At 73.0% G+C, this 22122-nt stretch carries 18 protein-coding genes and 1 tRNA gene; 11 read left to right on the top strand and 8 right to left on the bottom strand.

Features of this window, described 5'->3' with window-relative positions; all coding sequences use genetic code 11:
* Window positions 1-88: 88 nt before the first annotated feature.
* The 8 genes from O7599_RS26795 to O7599_RS26760 all read left to right on the top strand — a co-directional run bounded on the left by O7599_RS26795 (window position 89) and on the right by O7599_RS26760 (window position 7027).
* Window positions 89-2173, top strand: coding sequence for a cell division protein FtsK (locus O7599_RS26795; protein WP_281618163.1), 2085 nt, complete (start codon window positions 89-91; stop codon window positions 2171-2173).
* Window positions 2174-2336: 163 nt separating this feature from the next.
* On the top strand, window positions 2337-2567 hold the full coding sequence (locus tag O7599_RS26790) for a hypothetical protein (RefSeq protein WP_281623529.1): 231 nt from the start codon (window positions 2337-2339) through the stop codon (window positions 2565-2567).
* Window positions 2568-2583: 16 nt separating this feature from the next.
* A complete protein-coding gene (locus O7599_RS26785; RefSeq protein ID WP_281618162.1) occupies window positions 2584-2775 on the top strand; it encodes a hypothetical protein in 192 nt (63 codons plus the stop codon).
* A gap of 10 nt (window positions 2776-2785) precedes the next feature.
* The gene (locus tag O7599_RS26780) at window positions 2786-3148 is read left to right on the top strand and encodes a hypothetical protein (protein ID WP_281618161.1); all 363 of its coding nucleotides are present in this window, start codon (window positions 2786-2788) and stop codon (window positions 3146-3148) included.
* A gap of 86 nt (window positions 3149-3234) precedes the next feature.
* The gene (locus tag O7599_RS26775) at window positions 3235-4128 is read left to right on the top strand and encodes a bifunctional DNA primase/polymerase (RefSeq protein WP_281618160.1); all 894 of its coding nucleotides are present in this window, start codon (window positions 3235-3237) and stop codon (window positions 4126-4128) included.
* Complete coding sequence (locus O7599_RS26770) at window positions 4125-5138, top strand: AAA family ATPase (RefSeq protein ID WP_281618159.1); 1014 nt, start codon at window positions 4125-4127, stop codon at window positions 5136-5138. The genes O7599_RS26775 and O7599_RS26770 overlap by 4 nt, the downstream gene beginning before the upstream one ends.
* On the top strand, window positions 5135-5485 hold the full coding sequence (locus tag O7599_RS26765) for a helix-turn-helix domain-containing protein (RefSeq protein WP_281618158.1): 351 nt from the start codon (window positions 5135-5137) through the stop codon (window positions 5483-5485). The genes O7599_RS26770 and O7599_RS26765 overlap by 4 nt, the downstream gene beginning before the upstream one ends.
* 24 nt (window positions 5486-5509) lie before the next feature.
* Entirely contained in the window at window positions 5510-7027 is a 1518-nt protein-coding gene (locus O7599_RS26760) for a LacI family DNA-binding transcriptional regulator (RefSeq protein WP_281618157.1), read from the top strand.
* A gap of 94 nt (window positions 7028-7121) precedes the next feature.
* On the opposite strand, the gene O7599_RS26755 is transcribed toward O7599_RS26760, so the two are convergent.
* The 3 genes from O7599_RS26755 to O7599_RS26745 form a co-directional block, all read right to left on the bottom strand.
* Window positions 7122-7194, bottom strand: a tRNA-His gene (locus O7599_RS26755).
* A 102-nt stretch (window positions 7195-7296) separates the two neighbouring features.
* Window positions 7297-7905 carry an oligoribonuclease gene (gene orn, locus O7599_RS26750; RefSeq protein WP_281618156.1) on the bottom strand — a complete coding sequence of 203 codons (609 nt, stop codon included), beginning with the start codon at window positions 7903-7905 and terminating at the stop codon, window positions 7297-7299.
* A 5-nt stretch (window positions 7906-7910) separates the two neighbouring features.
* Entirely contained in the window at window positions 7911-9098 is a 1188-nt protein-coding gene (locus tag O7599_RS26745) for a helix-turn-helix domain-containing protein (protein WP_348652633.1), read from the bottom strand.
* A 1023-nt stretch (window positions 9099-10121) separates the two neighbouring features.
* On the opposite strand from O7599_RS26745, the gene O7599_RS26740 reads away from it, so the two are divergent.
* Window positions 10122-10643 carry a universal stress protein gene (locus O7599_RS26740; RefSeq protein WP_281618154.1) on the top strand — a complete coding sequence of 174 codons (522 nt, stop codon included), beginning with the start codon at window positions 10122-10124 and terminating at the stop codon, window positions 10641-10643.
* 374 nt (window positions 10644-11017) lie between these two features.
* Here O7599_RS26740 and O7599_RS26735 read toward each other — a convergent pair whose 3' ends face one another.
* The gene (locus O7599_RS26735; protein WP_281618153.1) at window positions 11018-12322 is read right to left on the bottom strand and encodes a M14 family zinc carboxypeptidase; all 1305 of its coding nucleotides are present in this window, start codon (window positions 12320-12322) and stop codon (window positions 11018-11020) included.
* Between the two features lie 224 nt (window positions 12323-12546).
* On the opposite strand from O7599_RS26735, the gene O7599_RS26730 reads away from it, so the two are divergent.
* Window positions 12547-13674, top strand: a complete 1128-nt coding sequence (locus O7599_RS26730) for a ThiF family adenylyltransferase (protein WP_281618152.1) — start codon at window positions 12547-12549, stop codon at window positions 13672-13674.
* Between the two features lie 48 nt (window positions 13675-13722).
* Here the strand turns inward: O7599_RS26730 and glmS are convergent, their stop codons facing one another.
* Together glmS and O7599_RS26720 are read right to left on the bottom strand one after the other, a co-directional pair.
* Window positions 13723-15537 carry a glutamine--fructose-6-phosphate transaminase (isomerizing) gene (glmS, locus tag O7599_RS26725; protein WP_281618151.1) on the bottom strand — a complete coding sequence of 605 codons (1815 nt, stop codon included), beginning with the start codon at window positions 15535-15537 and terminating at the stop codon, window positions 13723-13725.
* Between the two features lie 55 nt (window positions 15538-15592).
* Window positions 15593-15850, bottom strand: a complete 258-nt coding sequence (locus O7599_RS26720; RefSeq protein ID WP_281623528.1) for a hypothetical protein — start codon at window positions 15848-15850, stop codon at window positions 15593-15595.
* Between the two features lie 199 nt (window positions 15851-16049).
* Between O7599_RS26720 and O7599_RS26715 the strand changes: the two genes are divergently transcribed.
* Window positions 16050-17672: a beta-N-acetylhexosaminidase gene (locus tag O7599_RS26715; protein WP_281618150.1), complete on the top strand. Its 1623-nt coding sequence runs from the start codon at window positions 16050-16052 to the stop codon at window positions 17670-17672.
* A 314-nt stretch (window positions 17673-17986) separates the two neighbouring features.
* Here O7599_RS26715 and O7599_RS26710 read toward each other — a convergent pair whose 3' ends face one another.
* Both O7599_RS26710 and O7599_RS26705 read right to left on the bottom strand, forming a co-directional pair.
* Complete coding sequence (locus tag O7599_RS26710) at window positions 17987-20575, bottom strand: glycoside hydrolase family 9 protein (protein WP_281618149.1); 2589 nt, start codon at window positions 20573-20575, stop codon at window positions 17987-17989.
* A 300-nt stretch (window positions 20576-20875) separates the two neighbouring features.
* Window positions 20876-21931, bottom strand: a complete 1056-nt coding sequence (locus O7599_RS26705; RefSeq protein ID WP_281618148.1) for a LacI family DNA-binding transcriptional regulator — start codon at window positions 21929-21931, stop codon at window positions 20876-20878.
* Window positions 21932-22122: the final 191 nt, after the last annotated feature.

Here is a 22122-nt window from a genome sequence, read left to right as displayed (position 1 = left end):
CAACTCACCCGCTCGGCGCCGGGGTCCGGCCGCTGCTTTGGCGGGTAGGGCTGGGCCCCGGCTTTCCTCCCAACAGGAAGGAAGGTCAGTGAAGCACGAGCACGACAACGAAGAGAGCGCTGCCGATTCCGGCGGACCTCCTCCAGATGAGGCCACGATGGTCGACCAGCCGGGCGGCCCTGCGGCCGTACGCCTCATGGACCGGGTCACCGGCTCGATGCGGCGGCCGGTCGTCCCGCCCTGGGCCCGCTCCTGGCGGGAGTTCAAAGCCGCCGGCTCCGGTGTCGCGGCGTACGGCTGGCACGTGCTGGCGTACCACGCCGTGCGTACGCCCTGGTACCAGCTCCGCCTCACCCTCCAACTGCCGCGAGGCACGGCCCGTTTCGTCGGTGGCGCACTGCGGTGGGTTGCGGACGCCGAGGGGCAGCCGTTCCGCAGCGCTGCCGCCAGCAAAGAGGACATCGACTATTACCTGAAGCTCTCCCGGCAGCGTGACCGCCGGGTCAGGTGGCGCACGGTCGTCGCATTGATGGCCTCCGTCGCAGGACTGGCCGCCGCGCTCGCCTTATTCGTCCTGGCACCCACCTGGCTGCTGGCCTTCTCCGGTTACGTGGTCGCCACGGCGCTCGGCTGGCTCGGCCAGCCGGACGACGAGCCGGTGATTCACCGCGCCGTCGAGATCCCCAAGACCACCAAGCTCACGTCGGACATCGTCCTGCGCGCCCTCGGCGCCTTGGGTATACAGGCGATCAACCAGGAGCAGGCGAAGGGTGGCCCTGGCTTCTCGTTCTCCGCGCCCATCACGCGCGACGGGCCCGGTTGGCTTGCCGAGGGCGATCTCCCGTACGGCGTGACCGTCACGGACGTCATCGAACGCCGGGACAAGCTGGCTTCCGGCCTCCGCCGCCCGTTGGGCACAGTGTGGCCAGAGCCGGTTCCGGACGAGCACACCGGCCGCCTACGGCTGTGGGTCGGTGATCAGGACATGTCGCAGGCGAGCCAGGAGCCCTGGCCGCTGGCCAAGTCCGGCACGGTGGACCTCTTCAGGCCCGTGTCCTGGGGTACGGACCAGCGCGGCCGGTGGGTCGGCGTGACGCTGATGTTCATCGCGGGCGTCATCGGAGCCATCCCGCGCATGGGCAAGACCTTCCTCCTCCGCCTGCTCCTCCTCATCGCCGCCCTGGACCCGCGGGCCGAACTCCACACGTACGACCTGAAGGGCACCGGCGACCTCGACCCCCTCGGCCGCGTGGCATACCGCCACCGGGCCGGCGAGGAGCCGGAGGACATCGCGTACGGCATCGCCGCCATGCGCGAGCTGCAGGGCGAGCTGCGCCGCCGCGCAAAGGTGATCCGCTCACTCCCGCGCGACGTGTGCCCGGAGTCGAAGGTGACCACCGACCTGGCCTCGAAGCGCTCACTCGGGCTGCACCCGATCGTGGTCGGCGTTGACGAGTGCCAGGTCTGGTTCGAGCACCACAAGCACGGCGCGGAGTTCAAGGAGATCTGTACCGACCTGGTCAAGCGCGGCCCGGCCCTGGGGATCGTGCTTCTGCTGTCGACGCAGCGGCCGGACAAGGACAGCATCCCGACCGCGATCAGCGCCAACGCCTCCGCCCGCTGGTGCCTGAAGGTCATGGGCCAGGTCGAGAACGACATGGTCCTGGGCACGGGCGCGTACAAGCGGGGCGTACGAGCATCGATGTTCGCGTGGGGCGACAAGGGCATCTGCTACTTCCTCGGCGAAGGCGCCGACGCCCGTATCGTCCGCTCCGCCAACATCGACGCCTTGCAGGCAGACCAGATCGCCCTACGCGCCCGCGCCGCGCGCGAACGCGCCGGCACCCTCGCCGGACATGCACTCGGCGAGCAGCCGGAGCCTGATCCGGCGTCGTCGTACGACCTCCTGGGCGACCTGGCCGCCGCCATCCCGGCAGCAAAGCCGAAGCTCTGGAACGAGTCCGTTCTCGCCCGCCTGGCCGACCTCCGGCCGGAGGTCTACGGCGAGTGGAACACCGACCAGCTCACCGCCGCCCTGCGCCCGTACGGCATCCGCACGGTCCAGGTCTGGGGCACCACCGAGGACGGCAAGGGCGCCAACCGCCGCGGCATCCGCCGCGCCGACGTCATCCGCGCCATCGCGGAACGTGACGGTCGGGCTGTCGCGGCCTGACTAGCGGGCGCCGCTAGACCTAGCGGGCACCCCTGCTAGGTCTAGCACCCCCGCTAGCACTTCAAAGTGCCGCTGAGCTGCTTCCTAGCGTCTAGCGGCCCATCTCTCCCACTCCCTGATTCCGGCCCTGAGAGGGGTTGTCGTGTCCTCCCTGCTCTCCGCTATGCCCGGCCTCCTCATCATCACCCTCTGCTACGCCGCGCTCTGCGCGGTCAGCCCCTTCGGGAGCTGCCGCCGCTGCCGCGGCTTCGGCTTCCGGATGCGCCAGACGCGCCGCGGGCGGCTCGTCCGCGGCCGGGATTGCCGCCCCTGCCGCGGCTACGGCCGCCGCATCCGCCTCGGCCGGCACGTCTACAACGCCCTCTCCGGCATGCGCCGCGAAGGCACCCGCTGACCCCGGAGGAGTCCACGTGACGATCACCATCACCGCACTCGCGCTCTTCGGCCTCTTACTGGCGCTGCTGCTCCGCTTCCGCGCGGTCGGCGTTCCCGCGGCCGTCGTCGCTCTCCTCTTCGGCTTCTACCTCTCCCGCACCGGAGCCGCCGAGTCCATCGACCAGATCATGACCGCACTCGCCGACGCCGTGAACGACGTGGGCTGAAGGGGACGCCATGAACGAGCCCGAGACCAGCACCACGGACACCGCATACGCGAACGCCCCGAGCATCGCCTGGGAGATCTCCTGGGTCCTGCGCGCCCTCCACAAGTACCCGCTGAGCCACGGCGTCGACCGCGAATTCTGGCTCCGCAAGGCGGCGCTCCTGGACCGCATCGCGCTCCGCGAAGAGACCACGCTCACCCCCGAGGCCGCCGCCGAGGCGGTCACCGCCGCGGGCCGCGCCGCGCGCCAGCTCGCCGACTACGACGCCACATTCCACGGCCTGAGCTACCGCGGCGAAGAGCTGGCGACGGATGAGGACTTCCGCGCGTACGTCCGCCGGCAGTACCAGGCGGCGCGCGCCGACCGCGGCTGACCAGGGCCCGGGGCAGCGGCCGACGGGTCAACGAAGCCCGCTGCCCCGGCCTCCCATCCCATCAGGAATCAGGAGGTGTCTTCAGGATGCCCTACGGCTCCACCCGCCCACTGCACCACGCCGCACTCGCCGCCGCCGAACGCGGCTGGCACGTCTTCCCCCTCGTCCCCGGCGCCAAGCGCCCCGCCGTCGCCGCGTGGGAGCAACGCGCCACCCTCGACCGCACGCGCATCACGCGCTGCTGGTCGAGCGGCGCGTACAACCTCGGCATCGCCACCGGCCCTTCACGGCTGGTCGTCCTCGATCTGGACGTTCCCAAGAACGACGACACCCCACCGCCGGGGGCGCCGGCAGGCGTTGTCGACGGCGCGGACATGCTGGCCGTTCTCGCCGAGCAGCATGACCAGCCGATCCCGACGCAGACCTACACGGTCCGCACCGCGAGCGGCGGCACGCACCTGTACTTCACCGCACCAGTCGACGCCCCGCTTCGGAACACCGCCGGGAAGCTGGGATGGAAGATCGACAGCCGGGCCGGAGGCGGGTACGTCGTCGGCGCCGAAAGCACCATCGGTCGCGAGCGATACACGATCCTCCACGACGCGCCGCCTGCCCCCCTCCCGGACTGGCTGACCGAACTCCTCACCCCCGCCCCGCTCCCGCCGCAGCGACCGGTTCCACTGCCGGAACTGGGCCCGCGGCGGCTGAGCGCCTACCTGCGCGGCGCGATGGAGGGGGAGTGGCAGCGGGTCACCGACGCTCCGGTCGGCACCCGCAACACCGCCCTCTATCGCGCCGCGGTCGCCCTCGGCCAACTCGTCGCCGGCGGCGAACTGGCCGCCGCGGACGTCACCGCGTTACTCGCCTCCGCCGCGGTGAGCGTCGGCCTTGACGAGCGCGCCGCCCACCGCACCATCGCCTCGGGCCTGCGGGCGGGCGCCCATCGGCCCCGTACGGTGGCCCGGAGGGCAGCCGCATGAGCGCCACTCTGCCCCACCTGTACTCCGTACCGCCCGGCACGGAGCCGACCCCCTTGCAACCGGCACAGCAGCGCATCCGCACCGCCTGGACCGCCGACGAACTCATGGCCACGGAGTTCCCCGAGCCGCGCTGGGCCGTGCCCGGGATCATCTCCGAGGGCGTCAACCTCCTCGCCGGCCCGCCGAAGGTGGGCAAGTCCTGGCTCTCCCTCGGCCTGGCCCTAGCCGTCGCCGCCGGCGGACAGGCGATGGACAGCATCAACGTCGACGGCGGCCCCGTGCTCTACCTCGCCTTGGAAGACACTCCGCGCCGGCTGCAGACCCGCATGCGCAAACTCCTCGACTCCAACCGCGCACCCGGCACCCTGACCCTCGCCACCTCCTGCCCGCCCCTCCCACAGGGCGGCGGCGAAGCCATCGCGCAATGGGTCGAGCGCCACGCAGACGCCCGCATGATCGTGATCGACGTGTTCGCGAAGATGCGCGGCCCCTCCGCCCCCGGCGCCTCTGCCTATGACGCCGACTATGCCGCCGTAGGCCACGCCAAGCGTTTGGCCGACCACTACGGCATCGCCGTCGTCCTCGTCCACCACGTCCGCAAAGCCGGCTCCGACGACTTCCTCACCGAAGTCTCCGGCACCAACGGCCTGGCCGGCGCCGCCGACGCGACGTTGGTCCTCAAGCGCTCCCGCGGCCAGGCGGACGGCGTCCTCCACGTCACCGGCCGCGACGTGGACGAAGCCGAGTACGCCCTGCGCTTCCACTCCCAAGCCGGCGCCTGGCAACTCCTCGAAGGCCCGGCCGCAGACCACACCCTCAACCAGACCCGAGCAGTCATCCTCCGCTACGTCCGCGACCACCCCGGCGCCAAACCCAAGCAGATCACCCAGGCCACCGGCCTGGCCCCGGACCTCGTCCGGCAGACCTGCGCCCGCATGGCCAACGACGTCCAACTCATCCGGCAGTCCGGCGGCTACGTCGTCCCGAACCAGGAGGAGGCACAGGAGTGATCAGTCACACCCGTCACAGCGTCACCGCCGAGGCCCTGCCGCACCTCTTCCGTCCCGAGGAGGTCGCGAAGGCCCTCGGCTGCTCCGAGTGGTGGGTGAAGGAACAGGCGCGGCGCCGCCGGATTCCCTTCACCCGGGCCGGCGGCGCGTACCGCTTCACCGCCGATCACGTCGCCGAGATCGTCCGTGCCTTCGAGGAGCGGCCTGTCCGGACCGCGGAGCCCACACCCGCCGACCGCGGAGCTTTCGTGCGCCCCCGACGCTCGCCGGAGCCGGCGGCGGAGCCCGTCCGCCTCCGCGCGCGTCGCCCCCGCCGGGCGCTCCCCCGCCAGTCCCCCGCAGCCTGACCGACCTGGAAGGAGAAGCATCCAGTGGGATTCGCCGAGAAGCGCGGGGACTACTACCGCGCCAGGTACTGGATCGCCCCCGGCAAGCTGCGCACCGTCGTGGACGCGCACGGACGGACGGTCCGCTTCGGCACCCGGCGCCGAGCCGAGAAGGCGGCGAAAGAACACGAGGTCAAGGCCAGGGAAGCCGCCTGGCAGGACCCGGCCGCTCGAAAGATCACGTTCGGGGAGTACGCCAACCGCTGGTACGCGGACCAGGACCTCGCCCCGTCCACCATGGAGATCTACCGGGGCACCATCGAGCAGCACTTGCTTCCGGACTTCGAGGACATGCCCCTGACCGACATCGGCCCTGCCGACGTCGGCGCCTGGGAGAAGAGGGAACAGGCGGTCTACGCCATGTCCAGTGTCCGCAACCGGCGGGCGGTCCTCCACCTGATCCTCGCCGACGCCCTGGACGAGGGCTTGATTGCTACCAACCCGGCCGCGAAGCGGCGGGGGCGCGGCCGGAAGGCCGGCCGCTCCCGTGCCCGCGGCCCGGAGAAGGTGGTGACCACCCCGCTCGGGATTCTGCTGGTCGCCGAGCGGGCCGCGCTCCTCTCCGGCCGGGATGACGAGTTCGTCGCCTGCGTTCAGAAGGGCTACACCGGCATGCGGTGGGGCGAACTGGTCGGGCTGGAAACCGAGTACCTACGGCCCGGCGCCTTCCGCATCGAATGGCAGCTCTACGAGCTGGACAAGGGCGAGTTCGTGCGTTGCCCGCCCAAGGACGACAGCTATCGCACCATCGATGCGCCGGCGTGGCTCGATGACCTGGTCACCGGCCATGTCCGCCGTGACCAGCCGCAGCCGTGCCCGTGCCACGGCAAGACGTACGTCTTCCACGGCCAGGGCAACGCCCGCCTCGAACCACCGGGCGCCAAGCTGGTCGACGTGGCCCGTCGCGCCGGCGTGTCCACGGGGACGGTCTCCGGGGTACTGAACCGCCCGGAGCGGATCCCCGAAGCGACCCGTGCCCGCGTCGCCGAGGCCATCGCCGACCTCGGATACGTACGCGGCTTCCGCTCCCCCACTCCTGCCGCCCACTGGCGCCGGTCAGGATTCGCCGCCTGGCTGTTCACTCCGGCCGCTACCGGCTGGTACCCGAAGAAGGGGCCGCTGGAGCCCCGGCCGGTGCCGCTGCTGGCCGTGCCCTGGCCCGGCATCCCGGTCCGGGGCCGCAACGCCCAGGGGCGGGCGCAGGCGTGCTGGCTGCCGGTGGCCCAGGGACTCACGCCGCACGGGCTGCGGCACACGCACCGGACGCTGATGGAGGAGCTGGGGACGGAGAAGGTCCTCATGGATGAGCGCATGGGGCACCTGGACGGCTCCATCTCGGCCCGGTACACCCACGTGACTCAGGCCATGCGACAACGCTTGTGCCGAGGACTGACGGAGCTGTGGGAGGAGTCCTTACGAGCCCGCCGGACCCTGTCTCCGGGCTCCCCCGTGGCGGTGCTCGACCGGCTACTCAGAGCATCCGCCAAGGGGCGGAATTCCTAGATCCACTCCCCTGTCACTCCCCGACCGTTCTCAGACAGCCGTCAGGCCCGGCACTCCGCATCGGAGCGCCGGGCCTGACCTGCGTATACCTGAGGGTGAGTGACGGGACTTGAACCCGCGGCCACCTGGACCACAACCAGGTGCTCTACCATCTGAGCTACACCCACCGTGAGCTGATGCTTCCGCACCGGCCGATAGAAGTGTACAGGGTCGCCGGCGGTGCTCGCCTCCGGCTTCGCCGCGTCGCCGCGGCCCGTCGGGCCGCCGTGTTACGAGCCGTCCGCCGCCAGCGTGTGGCGGGCCGCGATGGCCTTCGCGGTGTCGGAGTCCGGGCCCGGCGGGGGGACGAAGACCGCCTCGCGGTAGTAGCGCAGTTCGGCGATGCTCTCCCGGATGTCCGCCAGGGCGCGGTGGTTGCCCGCCTTCTCGGGGCTGTTGAAGTAGGCCCGCGGGTACCAGCGGCGGGCCAGCTCCTTGACCGACGAGACGTCCACGATGCGGTAGTGCAGATGGCCCTCCAGGTCCGGCATGTCCCGGTTGAGGAAGCCGCGGTCGGTGCCGACGGAGTTGCCGCACAGCGGGGCGCGGCCGGGCTCGGGGACGAACTCGCGTACGTAGGCGAGCACCTGGCGCTCCGCGTCCGCCAGCGTCGTGCCGCCGGCCAGCTCGTCGAGCAGGCCGGAGGCGGTGTGCATGGCGCGTACGACCCCGGGCATGGAGGCGAGGGCCGCGGCCGGGGGGCGGATGACGATGTCGATGCCGTCACCGAGCACGTTCAGCTCCGAGTCGGTGACGAGCGCGGCCACCTCGACGAGCGCGTCGTCGGTCAGCGAGAGGCCCGTCATCTCGCAGTCGATCCAGACCATCCGATCGTTCATGACCCTCACCCTACGTGCCGGTCACGCTGTCCCGGCACGGTCGCACGCCGGGCGAGCGCGCCCCGGAGCCGCGGCTGGTGCGGCTCCAGGTGGCCGGGCGCGTAGGCGTCCGACTGCGGCTTCTCGGCGCCGTCCACGCCGCCCCCGCCGGCGGCGGCCGCGACGCCCGTGACCTTCGCGACGCCGGTGGCGCCGGGCGGCTGCGGGCGCCGGGGCGCGGGCACCGTGGGGGGCTCGGGCGGCGGTACGGCCTGGGGGTTGCGGGCGCGGTAGGCGGCCCGGTACGCGGCCGGGGAGGAGCCGAGCTGGCGGCGGAAGTGCCCGCGCAGCGCGACGGGCGAGCGGAAGCCGCAGCGCCCTGCCACTTCGTCCACGGAGAAGTCCGACGTCTCCAGCAGCCGCTGCGCCTGAAGCACCCGCTGGGTGATCAGCCACTGCAGCGGAGCGCTGCCGGTGAGCGAACGGAACCGCCGGTCGAACGTGCGTCGGCTCATGTACGCGCGGGCCGCGAGAGTCTCCACGTCGAACTGCTCGTGCAGGTTCTCCAGCGCCCAGGCCACGACCTCCGCCAGCGGGTCTCCGCCGATCTCCTCGGGTAAAGACCTGTCGAGGTAGCGCTCCTGGCCGCTGCCGCGCCGCGCGGGCACCACGAGCCGCCGGGAGAGCGCGGCGGCGGCCTCGGCGCCGTGGTCCTGGCGCACCAGGTGCAGGCACAGGTCGATGCCGGCGGCCGTGCTGGCCGAGGTCAGGATGTCGCCGTCGTCGACGAACAGCTCGCGCGGGTCCATGTGGACCGACGGGTAGCGCTTGGCGAGCGTCGGCGCGTACATCCAGTGCGTGGTGGCCGGGCGGCCGTCGAGCAGCCCGGCCGCGGCGAGCGCGAACGCGCCGGTGCACAGCCCGACGACGCGGGCGCCGTCCTCGTGCGCGCGGCGCAGCGCGTCCAGTGCCGCGGCGGGCGGCGGCTGGGTGATGGAGCGCCACGCGGGTACGACGACGGTGCCGGCGCGGGCCAGCGCCTCCAGACCGTACGGCGCGGAGAGCTCCAGGCCGCCGGTGGTGCGCAGCGGGCCGTCCTCACCGGCGCAGACCAGCAGCCGGTACCGGGGGGTGCCGGCGTCCTGGCGGTCGACTCCGAAGACGGAGAGGGGGATGGAGTTCTCGAAGACGGGGCCGCCGCTGAACAGCAGCACGGCGACGACTTCGCGGCGACGCCGGGGCGGGCGCGGGGCCTCGCCCCGCACCGTGGTTCCCGCCACCGTGGCTCCCGCCACCTCGGGTGGGCGCGGCCCGCCGGACCGGATCGTCGTGCCCGTTCCGGTGGAGTCCTGGCTCATGACGCTAAGCCCCCTCGCTTCTCTCTTCCTCTGCGTCCTGCACCTCAACCCCCGGGACGATCTCGGTCTCTCGGCCAAGATCAAATCTACTGTGTGCCGTCCGACGGACCGGACAGGTTCGGCCCCGCATCTATAACGACGGGTAAAGCGTGTCTTGTGTGACATGGAGGGCCGGTCGGGTCCTGCCTCCATGTCGACACGAAAACCTGGCGTGAAGCTTTCGATCGCGAACGGTTTCACTGGTTCACGCAACAGGGAAGCCCACCCCCTCCGGTTCTCCGACGTGCGGGGCCCGTGCGCCCCGACTGCGCCCCCAGCCCCCCGAGCCCGGAACGTTCCAGCCTTCAGTCTTGCAACTCCGGTGTGCAGAAGGGAAGTTGGCCGAAAAGATCGCATCACATGAGGTTGTCCCCTCAACCAGATGCCTACTCCCGGGCCGAGCCGCGGAAATGCCGGTGACCGACCCGGTGCCGCCGTGCCCTGCGGTGCGACCCCGGCGCACGTGCCCGGTTTGCCTTCGCGGCGGCGACGACACCCCCGGGGGGCGCAGCGAGAGCGCACGGGAGCGCAGGGGGCGGCACGAAACCCGGACACCGGATCCGTGAGCGCCGCCACCGTGCGCCCCCGAGGGCGCGGGCGAGCGATCGGCGGACCGCCGCCCCCGCCGGACGACGTTGCGCGGGACGCCGCACTGCGGCATGCTCCTCTGAACCGTTCGCCGGGGCAGGCGCGCATACCGCCGCCCGCCCCTGGGCAAGGGAGGTAGTGTCGCCGTACCCTTGTTGTACGGGATTGGGAAGATGATTCCCGGACACAGCAAGCCCGGACACAGCAATCCGTGTCCCTCCAGCCACGAGGATTCCCTTCGCCGAGACACCCATGGCCGGTCACGAAATCCCCGAACCCGCGGACCGCAAGCCGGTCGCCGATCACTCGGCGGACCTGGAAGCGGCGGCCGAGCCGCGCCAAGGCTGCGATCCGGCGTTCAAGCACGGCGTCGTCTGCGGCTTCGACGGCTCCACCTCCAGTGAACGCGCCCTGGCCTACGCGGTCGGGATGGCGCGGCGCCTGGGCTGCGGTCTGATCATCGTGCACGTGGCCAACCGGCTGCCCACCACCGTGTGGGCCGGCTGCGAGCCGCCCGTCTTCGTGGACGTGCCCGACCACCGCACCGAAGTGCTCGGGCTCGAACTCGCCTGCGCCGACTACCTGTCGGACGTGCCCTGGATCCTCGTCGAGCGCGGCGGGGACATCTGCCACGAACTGGAGGAGGTCGGCCGGGAGTACGAGGCCGACGCCATCGTGGTGGGCTCCACGCAGGGCCTCGTGGGCCGCATCTTCGGCTCGGTGGCCGGCCGTCTCGCCCGGCGGGCGCAACGGCCCGTCGTCGTCGTGCCGTAGCCGCCCCCCGCGCGCGTTTGCGCCGGTCGCGCCGCGCGTACGCCGGTTCCCGCACCCCCGGAGAAATCTACTCGCGGGTAGATGTGGGTTGTGAATTTGTGAGGGGCATATAGGGGACACGACGACGCGCTGCCGACCGGGAGGTGACGGTCCCCGGTACGGCAGCGGCACCGCCGGCGTATTGGGCGACGCCGGCACAGGGGAGGCGGCCCTCTGCGCGACGTGGTGGCACGCGCAGAGGGCCGCTCTTTCGTCTCCCGCACTTTCGTCTCCCGCCGCGGGGGCGCGGCCCCGTCCCGTACCACCGGACACGCACGCGGCGCGCCGGTCGAGCAGATCCCGGCGGCCGTGCCGCCCCCGGCCTCGGGCCCGGTTCACCGGTCGCGGTGGTGCGCCGCGGGTGATCCGCCCGGGTGCCGCCCGGCGCCCAGGGCCAGGCGGGCGAGGCGGCTGACGAACTCGGTCTGCAGCGTGGTCTGCCGGCGTACCGGGATCCAGCGGGGCCCGAAGTCGGCGGCGTAGCGCCTTCGCCAGCGGGTGAGCAGCGCCTCGGCCGCCGGGCCGACAGGATGGCCGCCGGTCGCGCGGGCGAGCAGGGCCGCGGCCCGCAGCGGCAGCCGGTGGGCGGCCATGTGCAGCGCGAGGGCGCCGCCGGCGGTCGCCGCGGGCGGGGTGCCGCCCGGGGTGGGCGGGGCGGACCACTGCGCGGCGTTGGTGAAACACGCCTCGGTCAGCCAGGCCGCGGCGTCCAGCAACGGGCCCGGCGCCTCGCCGAGTCCGCCGCGCGCCTCGGCCAGCAGGCCCGCCAACCGGTCGGCCCGCGCGCGCAGATGCGCCACCGCCTGTGCGACGACGAGGTGCGGCGCCCCGGTGGGCCGGGGGTCGGCGACGGCCTCGACGGCCCAGACGGGCGTCTCGACGACGGCGGTGACGGTGCCGTACCGCAGCGGGTGGAACCAGGTGGAGCGGGTCAGCCAGTCGCGGTGGACGACGTTGGCGTCGAGCCCGTCGGCGGCGGCCATGAGGAAGACACCCGGGCCCGCGCCCGGCATGTGCAGGGTGTCCACCGGCGCGGCGGCCACCGGCACGGCGAGGCCGGCGGCGGCCTCCGAGAGCGCGGCCGGGGCGCCCGGCAGGTCGTGGGTGAGCTGCACCCAGGCGCCGCCCGCGTCGTTGGCGTGCAGGGAGAACTGGAGCGCCGGGCGCAGTTCGTCGAGCACCGTCAGCAGGGCCCGGGTCTCGGGCAGCGGCGCGGCCCCGCCGGGCCCCGGCAGCCACTCGGGCTGCTGGTCGGCGGCGGGCCGGTAGAAGTGGCGGAGCTGGCGCTCCAGGGTGCCGGGGTGGCGGGTCCAGGGCTCGGTGCGGCGGGCGCCGTCCGGGTCCAGGCAGAGCAGGAAATGCCAGGCGACGTCGCGGTCCTGCCGCCGGTCCCGCCCGGTACGTACCGCACGTCCGGCACCCACGGCCCGTACAGCGCGGTAGGCCAGTTCGGCGACGGCGGCGCCCCCGGCCGGCTCGTTCGGATGCGCGCCGCTGACCACCAGGACGTTCCGGGAGCCGTGGCCGACGGAGAGCAGCCACAGCGGCTCCCCCGCGCGGGACTCGCCGATCTGCCGCAGCCGGCAGCGGGACGGATGGCGCCGTGCCAGGTCGCGGGCCGTCCGCGTGAGGTCGTCCACGGTGGGGTAACGATGACGCGCCAACGTGGGGGCGCCGACCGGCGTCACTCGCCGCTGGGGTTGCTGTCGCCCGTCGTCTCCTTCTTGTCGAGACGACGGATCCTGATCTCCTGCATCGCGCCTCCCTCCACAGGGTCAACTCTGTGTGCTTGAAACGACTCACTCAGTAGTGCACATTGGGCCGCGTCGGTGCAAGGTTTCCTGGCGCGGCCTGCGGGGTGGGCATGGCGGTGGCACACTGGGCGCGGCCACGGGTCAAACCGGAGCACCGCGGCTACCGCACCGTGGCCGGGAACGTCCGTATCGGCAGCGTGGTCTACGGCGTCGGCGCGGAGATCGAGGACCCGCGCGGCTGGGTCTGGACGCTGGTCGAAGCCGCCGACGGCAGCCGCAGCACGCAGGACATCGTCACCGCCGTACGCACCCGCCACGAGGGTGTCGAACCCGGCGACGTCACCGCCGCGCTGGACCGGCTCGCCTCAGCGGGCTTCCTGGAAGACGCCGCCGCGCCGCTGCCCGCGCAGTTCTCGTCCCGGGAAGCCGAGCGCTACAGCCGGAGCGTGCCGCTGCTGCGCTGGATGGACCTCGGCGAGCGCGCCAGCGCGTGGGAGGCGCAACTGCGGCTGAAGGAGTCCCGGGTGCTCGTCCTGGGCGTCGGGGGTACGGGAGGCGCCGCCGCCTGGCACCTGGCCGCCTCGGGCGTCGGCCACCTGCACGTGGTCGACGACGACACGGTGGAACTGTCGAACCTGAACCGGCAGTTGCTCTACGCGGAGGCGGACCTGGGCGCGCGGAAGGCCGACGCCGCCGTGCGCAGGCTCGCCGCCGTCAACCCCGACATCCGCGTCACCGGCGAGGCGCGCCGCGTCTCCGCCCCGGCGGAGCTGGCCGCGCTCCTCGCGTCCTCTCCCCCGTACGACGTGTTCGTGCTGGGCGCCGACGGGCCGCCGCGGATACGGCGCTGGGCGAACCGGGCCTGTCTGGCCGCCGGCCTGCCGTGGGTGGACGGCGGCTACAGCGGCCCGCTGGTCACCGCCGGCATCCACCGGCCCGGCACCGGCGGGTGCTGGGAGTGCCTGCACGACCAGGCGACGCGGCGCGCCGACCTCGGCCTCGCCGCCGGAGCCGACGAGCCCGCCGCCTCCGCCCACCTGCCGTGGAACCCGGCCAACGCCGTCACCGCGGGCCTGTCCGGCGCGCTCGTCGCGTACGGCGCCCTGGCGCTGCTGACCGGCATCCCCCCGCTCGAACCCGGCGTCCGCTTCGGGTTCAACCTGATGGTGCCGGGCGACGAGGTGACCGTCCGGCTGCCGCGCCGCCCCGACTGCCCCGCCTGCGGGAGCCCGCGGTGAGGCAGTCCGGCGCCCGGCGCGGCGACCGGACGCCGTGACCGCCGCGGGCTACTCCACCGTCACCGACTTCGCCAGGTTGCGCGGCTTGTCGATGTCGCGGCCCAGCTCCAGCGCCGTGTGGTACGCGAGGAGTTGCAGCGGGATGCCCATCAGGATGGGGTCCAGCTCCGGTTCGCTGCGGGGTACCACGATCGTGTGGTCCGCCTTCTCCTGCGGGCGGTGGGCGACCGCGAGGATGCGGCCCTCGCGGGCCTTGATCTCCTCCATCGCCGCGCGGTTCTTCTCCAGCAGCTCGTCGTCCGGCACGATCGCCACGGTCGGCACCTCCGGTTCGATCAGCGCCAGCGGGCCGTGCTTCAGCTCGGAGGCCGGATACGCCTCGGCGTGGATGTAGCTGACCTCCTTCAGCTTCAGCGCCGCCTCCCGCGCCACCGGGTAGCCGCGGACCCGGCCGATGAACATCATCGACCTGGCGTGCGCGTACTCCTTCGCCAGCGCCCGGATGCCGTCCTCGCCGCGCAGCATCTCCGCGATCTGCTCCGGCAGCCGGCGCAGCCCCTCGATGACGCGGCGGCCGTCGGCGACCGACAGGTCGCGGATGCGGCCGAGGTGCAGGGCGAGCAGGCCGAAGGCGACGACGGTGTTGGTGAAGCACTTGGTGGACACCACGCAGACCTCCGGTCCCGCGTGCACGTAGATCCCGCCGTCCGTCTCGCGGGCGATGGCCGAGCCGACGACGTTGACGACGCCGAGGACCCGCGCGCCCTTGCGCTTCAGCTCCTGCACGGCGGCCAGCACGTCGTACGTCTCGCCGGACTGGGAGACGGCGACGTAGAGCGTGTCGGGGTCGACGACCGGGTTGCGGTAGCGGAACTCGCTGGCCGGCTCGGCGTCCGCGGGCACCCGCGCCAGCTCCTCGACCAACTGCGCGCCGATCATGCCCGCGTGGTACGAGGTGCCGCAGCCGAGGATCTTCACGCGCCGCACCGCGCGGGCCTCGCGCGCGTCCAGGTTGAGGCCGCCGAGGTGGACGGTGGAGAACCGCTCCTCGATCCGCCCGCGCAGCACGCGGTCGACGGCGTCGGCCTGCTCGCAGATCTCCTTGTGCATGTACGTGTCGTGGCCCGCCATGTCGTACGACTCGGGCGACCACTCCACCGTCTCCGGCGAGGACGACGTGCGCGAGCCCTCGGTGGTGTACGTGCGGTAGTCGTCGGCCTTGAGGGTCGCCATCTCGCCGTCGCCGAGGGTGACGACCTGGCGGGTGTGCGAGACCAGCGCGGCGACGTCGGAGGCGACGAACATCTCGCGCTCGCCGATGCCCAGCACGACCGGCGAGCCGTTGCGCGCGACGACGATGCGGTCGGGGTGGTCGGCGTGCAGCACGGCGATGCCGTACGTGCCCTCCACCAGCCGCAGCGTCTCGCGCACGGCCTCCTCCAGGGTGGCCGCGGCGGAACGGCCGACGAGGTGGGCCAGCACCTCGGTGTCGGTCTCGGAGGCCAGCTCGACGCCGTCGGCGGCGAGCTTGGCGCGCAGGTCGGCGGCGTTGTCGATGATGCCGTTGTGGACGACGGCGACCTTGCCGGCCTCGTCCTGGTGCGGGTGGGCGTTGGCGTCGCTGGGGGCGCCGTGGGTGGCCCAGCGGGTGTGCGCGATGCCCGTGGTGCCGGCGAAGCGCTTGGGCACCCGGGCCTCCAGGTCCCGTACCCGGCCCTTGGCCTTGACGGTCTTCAGCGCGCCGGAGCGGGCGGCGATGGCCACGCCGGCGGAGTCGTAGCCCCGGTACTCCAGCCGCTGGAGCCCTTCGAGCAGCAGGGGCGCCGCGTCGCGCTTGCCGATGTAACCAACGATTCCGCACATATCGTTCGCTTTCTGTCCGGGGAGGAGGGTGGGTGAGGGTGACCGGTGGGGGCGGCTAGCCGTAGACGATGCGGCGCAGTTGACGCCGGCTCAGCTCGGGGGGCGCGACCGCGCGGTGCGCCAGCTCGCGGGCGATCCGGTCGAAGATCTCGTCGTTCACCAGGCCGTCCGCCTGCAGCTCGCGGTGGCGCCGGCGGACGAACGCGGGCGTCGTCTCGTCGAAGTAGGCCAGGACGTCCTGCACGACCCGCACGGCTTCGCCGCGGGTGAGCGGCGCGCTGCGCATCAGGTGGTCGATCAGGTCGTCGTGCACTCGTCGATAGTGCTTGATGATCTTCACTTTCGCAAGAAATCTGCCCGGAACCGGGCAGGAACCACTCCTTTCCCGTGGCGGGTCACGAGGGGGAATGGTCTACACCTTGACCCGGCCCTTCACCGGCGGTACGCCTGGGAAGGTCCATGTCACGCGTACGATCCGCAGCCCCGCAGGGGCCACTGTGAGAGGTCACCGCATGAGGACTCCCCCACACCGCCCCCCGCGCTCCCTCGCGCGCCTCGGGGTCGCACTGCTGCTCACCGTCGCCGCGGGCGCCGGGGCCGGCGCCGGCGCCGCGCCCGGCACCGCGCAGCCGCGGGCCGCCGCGCCCGCCGCGCTGGACTCCGTCATCCCCGCCCCCGCCGCCGTCGCGCCCGGCGGCAGCCCGTACGAGATCACCGCGGACACCGCCATCCGGGTGCCTCCCGGCAGCTCGGCCGCCGCCGCGTCCGCCCGGGACGCCGGCGAGTACCTGGCCGGCGTGCTGCGCCCCTCGACCGGCTTCGAGCTGCCCGTCGGCAGCAAGTCCGGCGCCATCGAGCTGCGGCTGAGCGCCGGGCTGAAGAAGGCCGTCGGCTCCGAGGGCTACGAGCTGACCTCCGGTGCCGACGGCGTCGTGATCTCCGCCGCCGAGCCCGCCGGGCTCTTCCACGGCGTGCAGACCCTGCGCCAGTTGCTGCCCCCGGCCGTGGAGGCGGGCACCCCGCAGGACGGGCCGTGGCTCGTGGCCGGCGGCCGGATCACCGACGAGCCGCGGTTCGCGTACCGCAGCGCGATGCTCGACGTGGCCCGGCACTTCTTCACCGTCGAGCAGGTGAAGCGCTACATCGACCAGCTCGCGCTGTACAAGTACAACACCCTGCACCTGCACCTCACCGACGACCAGGGCTGGCGGCTGGTGATCGACTCGTGGCCGAACCTCGCCGAGTACGGTGGCAGCACCCAGGTCGGCGGCGGGCCCGGCGGCTACTACACCAAGGACCAGTACCGCGAGCTGGTCGCGTACGCCGCGAGCCGGCACATGACCGTCGTGCCCGAGGTCGACATGCCGGGCCACACCAACGCCGCCCTCGCCTCGTACGCCGAGCTGAACTGCGACGGCGTCGCGCCGCCGCTGTACACCGGCACGAGCGTCGGGTTCAGCTCGCTGTGCGTGCCGAAGGAGGTCACGTACGACTTCGTGGACGACGTCCTGCGCGAGCTGGCCGAGCTGACGCCCGGCCCGTACCTCCACATCGGCGGCGACGAGGCCCACTCCACCTCGGACGAGGACTTCGTCGCCTTCATGGAGCGCGCGCAGGCCGTCGTCGGCGAGTACGGCAAGAAGGTCATCGGATGGCACCAGCTCGCCGGCGCCAACCCGGTCGAGGGCGCCGTCGCGCAGTACTGGGGCACGACCGGCGGCGAGCAGGAGGTCATCGACGCCGCCAGGGCGGGCACGCCGCTGGTGCTCTCCCCTGCCAACAGGACGTACCTGGACATGAAGTACCACGAGGGGACGCCCCTCGGGCTGAGCTGGGCCGGGTACGTCGAGGTGCGGCAGTCCTACGACTGGGACCCGGGCGCGTACATGCGCGGCGGCGTGCCCGAGAGCGCGATCCTCGGGGTCGAGGCGCCGCTGTGGTCGGAGACGCTGTCGACCAACGACCAGATCGAGTTCATGGCGTTCCCGCGCGCCGCGGGCGCCGCCGAGCTGGGCTGGTCCCCGGCCGCGAAGCTCGGCTGGGACGGCTACCGGGACCGGCTGGTGGCGCAGGGCCCGCGGTGGGACGCGATGGGCATCGACTTCTACCGCTCGACCCAGGTGCCCTGGGAGTGATCCGGGAGAGGGAGCGAGGGAGGGGGCACGGGCCCGCCTCCCCCCGGCGGCTGCCGGTCCGCGGCCGTGGCCGCGGAGCCCGCGGAGGGGAGGCGGTGGGGGGACGGCCCGCACCGCTCGGCACGGCTGGAGGCGACCGCCTCCCCGCCGTCCCGAGGAACGCTACGCACGCTAGTGGCCCCGACTCGGGCGAAACACCCGACTCGGGCATCGGGCGCGAGGCTTAAGGCTCTCTTGAGGAACGCATCGGAGGGGCTTAACCCCGCGCGCCGCCGGGGCGGGAGAACCCGCCCCGGCGGCGCGCGGGCGGCCGGTCAGGTGCGTCCGCCGAGCTTCACCTCCTGCGGCGCGCCGTTGCTGCCGCTCCAGACGGCGTTGAAGCCGAAGGAGACGGAACCGCCGTCCGGCACCGCGCCGTTGTACGGCGTGTTGCGGCAGCTCACGCTGGTGCCGGACTGGGTGCAGACGGCGTTCCAGGCGTTCTGGAGGCGCTGTCCGTCGGGGAAGTCCCACTCCGCGGTCCAGCCGTCGAGGGCCGCGCCGTCGCAGGAGACCGTGACGGTGCCGGTGAAGCCGCCGGGCCACTGGCCGGGCACGGAGTACGCCGCCGCGCATTCCTCGCCGGGACCGGGACCGGTGCCGCCGCCGGCGCCGAGGTCGTCGGCGTAGCCGGCGATCCAGGCGAGCGGGGCGTTCCAGTTGATCGTGACCTCGTTGGTCGAGTACGACTCGATGTCGTCGATGTAGCACATCGCCGGCGGGCAGCCGGTCAGCTCCCGCTGCGCCACCGGGTCCTCCAACTGCGAGTCCGGGCCGCCGGCCAGCGCGCCCGCGGGCGGGTTCGGCAGGCTCGGGTCGAGCTGGTTCGCCCAGTGCCGGTGGTGCTGGTTCTCCGAGTCGCGCTCGCCGTAGCCGGTGACGTACGACTGGTTCAGCGGGTTGCGGCCCAGCACGTAGTCCAGGCCCGTGAGGACGGCGTCGCGGTAGCCGGCCTCGCCGGTCAGGCCGTGTGCGGTGGCCAGGACGACCATGTTGTTGAGCACCTGGCTGTTGGAGCCCCAGACGTAGCGCCCGCCCTCGGGGGCGTACGGGGCGCCGTAGGCGGCGTTCGCGGCGTCGGCCGCGTAGCCGTCGGCGGCCTCGGTGACCATGCCGCGGACGACGGCGAGCTGCGCGTCGGTCAGCCCGCTGTCGACGGTCGCCAGGTCCAGCGCGCCGAGCCCGGCGGTGGCGCCCCAGCCCATGCCGCCGCCGGGGAAGACCGCCGCGGCGTCGCCGTGCAGGGGCGAGCCCAGCACGTCCTGCAGATAGGCGTCCTCGCCGGTGGACAGGTACAGCTCGGCGGCGGCCCAGTAGAACTCGTCGCTCACCTCGCCGTCGCTGTACGCGCCGCCGCCGGTGGAGTCGTTCGGGTCGGCGAGCATGTCGGGGTGCGCCTCGGCGGCGGCGTACGCGGTACGGGCCGCGGACAGGCACCGGTCGGCGAACGCTGCTGTCTCGTCATAGTCGTCGTAAAGCCGCGCGCACTGCGCGCCCGTGGCGGCCAGGTTGAGCGTCGCGGCGGTCGACGGCGGGTGCAGCTCGCGCGGCTGCGGGTCCTCGTGCGGCAGCGTCGGCAGGGCGGTCCACTGCGCGTCGTGCAGCTTGTGGTGCGCCATGCCGGCCAGTTCCTCGCCCGCCGGCACCTGCATGGACATCTGGAACTCCAGTTGCCAGCGCGCCTCGTCGAGCACGTCGGGCACGCCGTTGCCCCGCTCGGGCACGGCGAGCTTCCCGTCGCCGATCGGCTCGCCGTCGGCGCCCTCGGTGGTCAGGGTGCGCTCGTAGACGCCCATCACCTGCGCGGCGGCGATGCCGCCGTTGACCACGTACTTGCCGTGGTCGCCCGCGTCGTACCAGCCGCCCGCGGCGTCCAGCGTGTAGTCGCAGTCGCCCGGCTGGCACGGGACGCCGTCGTCGCCCTGGTTGGGCGCGACGTTCACGTGCCCGGCGGGCCGGGCGTACTCCTCGCCGACCAGGCCGGCGTCGATCTCGATGCCGCTGCGGTTGTGGTAGAAGTACGCGAGCGCGTCGGTGCGCAGCGTGCCGTAGATGTCGTCGCCGATGCTGAACGGCTCGCTGGTCTCGCCGTCGATCGTGACGGTGTAGCCCTCGCCGGCCTCGGCGAAGTCGCCGAAAGCGAAGGTGTGCACGTTCTTCAGCGAGGTCGGGTCGGTGCCCGCGGGCACGGTGGTGCCGCTCGCCTTCCCGGTGCCGTCCGCGGCGTTCAGCGTCCAGGTCAGCGGCTCGGTGGCCTCGGTGACGAAGGTGCCGTTCTTCGGCCCCTCGGTGAGATAGCCGACCTGGTTGACGCGCACCGGCGAGCCGGTGTCCGGGTCGTACGGCGGCTGTTCCGCCCCGCCGCGCAGCGAGACGTCGTCGACGCAGAAGGTGTACGCGGCGTCGCTGCCGCCGATCTGGAAGGCGAGCTGCGCGGCGTCTTCTGCGGCGGTGGCGGTGAAGACGTGCTCGAAGGTCTGCGGGGTCTCCGTCACCTGGTCCGCGGAGGTGAAGAACTGGCCCCACGGCTCCACGGCCTGCTGCACGTTGGTGCGGATCGTCACCGGTGCGGTGGCGGTCGCGGTGTAGCTCAGGGCGTAGGTCTCGCCGGCGGCTATCGGCAGGTCGTTCTGGCCGACGATGGCGTCCCACGGGTTGGCGGTGCCTGCGGGCACGTCGGCGCAGAGCCGCCCGTCGACCACGGTGCCGGGGTTGTCCGGCGTCCACCACCAGGGCGCGGTGCCGGCGTCGAAGCCGCCGTTGACGATCAGCTCGGGGCCCTCGTCGGCCGCGGCGGCGCCGGGCGCGGCGAGCGCTCCGACGACCAGCACGGCGGCGAGGGCACGGGGTAGGTGCCGTCTCACGGAAGATCCTTTCGGCCGGGGTGGGGGAAACAGCCGGGCCGGGCGCACGGGGCCTGTGCGCGCCCGGCCCGGCTGAGCTGAGCGGACGGGGTGGTCCTGGTGCGTCCCCCGTCCTCGCCGTGCAGGAGGGTGGTGCAAGTCTTGAAGTGTGGGAGCGCTCCCAATCTCTCGAAGGGTTATGCACCTGTCAACCCCCGGCACAGAAGTCGCTCCCGGAGCACGGCGGTCGCCGCGTACGCCCGCGCACGCGTACGGGCGGACCCGGAAGCCGGGCCCGCCCGCGTCCCTTTCGGCCGCCGGCTACCCCGAGGCGCGTACCACCAGCTCCGTCGGCAGCACCACGTGCCGCCCCTCCGCGGAGTCCTTCGCGGCGATCCCGTCCAGCAGCACCCGCACCATGGCCCGCCCCATCTCCTCCGTGGGCTGCCGGACGCTGGTGAGCGCCGGGTCGGTGTGCCGGGCCACCGGCGAGTCCTCGAAGCCGACGACCGCCACCTCGTCCGGCACCGCACGGCCCGCGGCGCGCAGGACCTGGAGCGCGCCCGCCGCCATCACGTCCGAGGCGGCGAAGACCGCGTCGAGCGCGGGCCGGCGCTCCAGCAGTTCCTCCATCGCCCGGCGCCCGCCCTCCTCGGTGAAGTCGCCGACCGCCACGAGCCCGGGGTCCTCCGCGCGGCCCGCCGCCGTCAGCGCCTGGCGGTAGCCGTCCAGGCGGCAGCTCGCGACGTACATGTCGGCGGGGCCGGTGATCGTCGCGATGGCGGAGCGTCCGCGGCCGATCAGGTGCTCGACGGCCGCCCGGGCGCCGCCGGTGTTGTCCGAGTCGACGTACGGCACGGCCTCGCTCGCCGCCCGGCGGCCGTTGAGCACCGCGGGCAGCCCCATGGCGGCCAGCATCTCCGGCAGCGGGTCGCCCTCGTGCACGGAGACCAGCAGCACGCCGTCGACCCGGTCGGCGCTCAGGTACGCCGCCAGCCGCTCCCGTTCCCGGGGCGAGCGGATGAGCGTCAACAGGAGCTGCTTGTCCGTCTCCGCCAGCTCCGCGCTCACCCCGCGGACGATGTCCGAGAAGTACGGCTCGGAGAACAGCCGGGTCTCCGGCTCCGGGATCACCAGCGCGACCGCGTCCGCGCTGCCCGCCGCCAGTGCCCGGGCCGCGCGGTTGGGCACGTAGCCCAGCTCGGCGACCGCCCGTTCCACCGCCGTCCGCGCCTGTTCGCTGACCTGATCCGATCCGTTGATCACCCGGGACACCGTCCCCCTGCCCACCCCGGCTCGCGCGGCGACCTGCTCCAGCGTCGGTCTGCCACCCCGCCCGCCACGTGTCACCGGCGTACGCCGATCCCTGACCGCCATTCCACCCTCCCGCGTTATGGCTGTCTGCTGACTGTCCGATTCTCGCCCCCGGCCCCGGTCCGCGGCCCGCACCGAAGCTAACAGCCGCGTAACGGGACGCAGTCGCGATGTCCGGTCCCTTGACACCCCCTCGCCGACAGGTCACCCTTCAACCAATCACTTCTGGGAGCGCTCCCACTCTACTCGACCCA

It is taken from the genome of Streptomyces sp. WMMC500 (assembly GCF_027497195.1).
In the GTDB taxonomy this organism is placed as follows: domain Bacteria; phylum Actinomycetota; class Actinomycetes; order Streptomycetales; family Streptomycetaceae; genus Streptomyces.
Note: the sequence above shows the minus strand (reverse complement) of the source record. Positions and strands in the feature narration are given on the sequence as shown.